Annotated in this window: 3 protein-coding genes and 1 pseudogene; all 4 read right to left on the bottom strand. The window is 44.5% G+C overall.

The features are described 5' to 3' along the window. Positions 1–288: 288 nt before the first annotated feature. Positions 289–1260, bottom strand: coding sequence for a tRNA 5-methoxyuridine(34)/uridine 5-oxyacetic acid(34) synthase CmoB (cmoB, locus tag H5300_RS25935; protein ID WP_017083934.1), 972 nt, complete (start codon positions 1258–1260; stop codon positions 289–291). 182 nt (positions 1261–1442) lie between these two features. Continuing rightward, positions 1443–2171: a carboxy-S-adenosyl-L-methionine synthase CmoA gene (gene cmoA, locus H5300_RS25930; protein WP_102487836.1), complete on the bottom strand. Its 729-nt coding sequence runs from the start codon at positions 2169–2171 to the stop codon at positions 1443–1445. A 139-nt stretch (positions 2172–2310) separates the two neighbouring features. After that, positions 2311–3216: a DUF72 domain-containing protein gene (locus H5300_RS25925; RefSeq protein WP_182797284.1), complete on the bottom strand. Its 906-nt coding sequence runs from the start codon at positions 3214–3216 to the stop codon at positions 2311–2313. A 282-nt stretch (positions 3217–3498) separates the two neighbouring features. Further along, positions 3499–3587: pseudogene (locus H5300_RS25920) on the bottom strand (IS5/IS1182 family transposase); the annotation flags it as partial.

The following is a 3587-nucleotide window of genomic DNA, read 5'->3' as shown; positions in this document are numbered from 1 at the left end:
AGGCGATAATCGCTTAAACATATAAAAAACCTTTGAGAATTAGAGAATAGTTCAGACTATTTAGTAGTTTATCCCACAAAAAAGGACGCGTGAAGCATCCTATTGTAAGAGTCTGGTCATATTGAATCGCTATGTGAGCGCTACGAAAATTATTGTGATCTGAGTTCGTTCATTTGTTAAGCATGAGCGCGAATTTTATATAATTCATGCTCATGCTATTCAAAACTTACACATATAAATAACTAAGACTTAGTGACCACAGAGTTCATGGCTTTGGTCCTATAGAAATTACGGTTTCGTCGCGACAAGAACGGCACGTCTTGGTGCAGGGTGACCCTCAACCGTTTTACTTGGATCGTTCGGATCGAGGTAATCTGGAAGAGAGTTGTGTGTCATCCATTCTGTTGTGCGTTGTTCGCCAATCGTCGTGACATTTTCGTCAACGATACGCACGTCTTCAAACCCAACCTGTTCTAGCCAGCGTTTCAGTGCGAGAGCAGAAGGGAAGAAGTACACATTTCTCATTTGCGCGTAACGGTCAACAGGGACCAATACCGCATTCTCGTCACCTTCAATCACCAAGGTCTCAAGAACCAGCTCACCGCCAGATGCCAATTGGTCTTTTAGCTGAATCAAGTGATCCAGAGGTGAACGACGGTGATACAGAACACCCATGCTAAATACAGTGTCGTAGGCTTCTAGTTTTGGCAGTTGCTCAATACCTAAAGGTAATAGGTGAGCACGTTGGTCATCGCCCATTAACTTACGAATCGCTTCAAACTGAACCAAGAATAGGTGAGAAGGGTCGATACCCACCGTTAGACGTGCGCCTTCACCTAGCATGCGCCACATGTGGTAACCATTGCCACAACCTACATCAAGCACAGAGCGGTTTTTCAATGGAGAAATATGAGGAAGGACACGGTCCCATTTCCAGTCACTGCGCCACTCCGTATCGATATGAATATCGTGAACGGTGTAAGGACCCTTCCTCCACGGATGGAAGGTCTTTAGTAAGCTTTCTAACTTCTTAAGTTCACCTGTGTGAAATGGTGTCGAGCTACCAATGGTTACTGAGTTTTTCAGATCAACTTGGTCAGGCACGCCTTGAGGGATTTTATTCAGTGCACGTAACCAACGGTCGAAGTCACCGTGCTCTGCATTTTGCCAATCCGTCAGCTGTTGAGGAAGAACATTGAGCCACGGCTGTAGGCGAGTGTCTTGGGCAATGAGTTGATAAAAATTGGCAAAATTAAACATAGTTTTTCACTGAGTTAATAGGGTCAATAAACCCCAAAATAAAAATTAAATTTGTCATTCCCTGCAGTGAGGGACGAACATGATAGGGAATCTCGGTTTATCGAACTTGATAGATATCCCCAACTCGCTCGTTCCTCGCTCTTGAGGATGACGTTTTAGTACGAGCTGACTGGGTATGTACGCTATTTAATCGCGAACATTGAACCAAAGTTGAAGCATTGGAACCACACTTCGCTGCTTGAGAAGCCAATCTTATCAAAGCGTTCCTTGTGGATAGGGATCGAGTCTGGACGCATCACGTTTTCGATTGCACTGCGTTTTTGGCTTACTTCAAGCTCGCTGTACCCATTGGCACGTTTGAAATCATGGTGCAGGTCGATAAGCAGTTCATTTGAACTTTCATCTTCGAATACGTATTTTTCTGACAGAATTAAGATCCCGCCCGGGCGCAAGCCTGCATAAATTCTCTCAAGCAGAGCGTATCGGTCGTCGGGAGACAGAAATTGCAGCGTAAAGTTAAGAACCACAACAGAGGCGTCTTTAATTTCTACTTCACGGATGTCGGCTTCAATGACTTCTACTGGCGTGTCACTACGATAAGCATTAACGTGCAACTTGCAGCGTTCAACCATCGCTTGTGAATTATCAACAGCGAAAATGGTGCAGCCTTCTTGCTGAATATGGCGACGCATAGAAAGTGTCGCCGCGCCAAGAGAGCAGCCAAGGTCGTAAATATTTGAATGTGGCTTTACAAAGCGCTCAGCCAGCATGCCAATTGCGGAGATAATGTTGCTATAGCCAGGCACCGAGCGTTGAATCATATCCGGAAATACTTCAGCAACCCTTGCATCAAAGGTGAAATCACCAATTTTATCAATAGGAGCGGAAAAGATATTGTCTGTGTTGCTCATGGCATTTTCTCTCGACAGTCAGCGTAATTGGCACAAAATTCGTACCAAATAAAAGGGGACGTATTTTACGTAAAAAAAGCGCCACTGTCACGAAAACTGAGATTTAGCTCAAGGTTCGAAGTTACTGTTAGGTGATGGGTTAAAACATCGAGATTTGATGATTGCCTTTCTGTGCTGGAAATTGAGCGAGAGCAGGCAAGATAAGTGACGTATTTTCAGACACTTGCTTTTGCAGCTGCTTATAAATAGCTATCGCAAGTTCAGGTGCGTGATTATTGTCTGGGGTGTGGATCATTAAATAGGGCTGTTTGCCTTCATTAAGCCAGCTTGGAATTTTGGCAAACCAAGGTTTAAAAAACTCAATATTAGGTTCTTGGTCTGGGTGGCCAATAAATCGAATCATCGGGTTATTGGCGGTCGCAATCGCATGCACGGGAACGCGTGGTTTTTTCAGGTGAGCATCGATAACGGCTTCCGTTGTTGGTGGTGCGGAGAAAACGGGACGGCTATCCATAATAATGCGATTGATCCCTTCTTCTATTAACCAATGATTGAAGCGCTTTTCCGCATCGCCCTTATCAAAAAAACCAAGGTGACGAACCTCTACGCCGAGCTGCATATTTTTGGGGAACAAGGTACAAAACTTTTGCAGGGCAGGGAGCATACTAGGTTCAAAACTGTGTGGTAGCTGAATCGTCCATTGGCCAATACGGTCGTGCAGTGGCGACATGGTCATTAAGAACTCTTTGAGCTCGGCTTGGCAGTGCCTAAGTTGTTGCTGGTGGGTGATGAACTTTGGCAGCTTGAAGGTGAACCTAAAATCACCGTGACTAGCGGCTTTCCAGTTGTTAACGGTCGACATACTCGGTGTGGCGTAGAAGGTCGTGTTGCCTTCAACCGTATGAAAAACTTGTGTGTACTTTTCTAGGCGTTCGGCAGGCTTGGTGCCTTTGCCATAGAACTGACTTTGCCACTCAGAGTGAGACCACATGGTTAATCCAAGTCTTAAAGGTAAAGTTTCTGTTGTTATTACACGATCATCCATCTATTACACCGTTATTCATCACGCTATCAGTTATTACAAAAAGTTTTTGGTTTGAAATTAGGGCGTGTTGATCTTTCGAGCTGGTTTTTGCAGCGAGTTGCTGGGTATTTATACAAGGCAGAGGCTTTGATGTGTAGCTAGTCTACATGAGAAGCCGATAACGTAGTAGAAATGACCAGCAAACGCTGCCCGAAGGGTTCGGCTAAAAGCGTTTTACTCTTTGTTGAGGGAGATTTGCTTAGAATGACTAGGGCGTGTTGATCTTTGCTGTACATTTCGCGTTCAACAATACATCGGTAGCCACATTAACATGAATGCCAGCGATAACATGCTGGCATAATTCCTTTCTAGTTTGTCATATCTACTTGAAA

The sequence above is a fragment of the Vibrio sp. SG41-7 genome (assembly GCF_014164465.1).
In the GTDB taxonomy this organism is placed as follows: domain Bacteria; phylum Pseudomonadota; class Gammaproteobacteria; order Enterobacterales; family Vibrionaceae; genus Vibrio; species Vibrio splendidus.
This window is presented reverse-complemented; position numbering and strand designations above follow the sequence as displayed.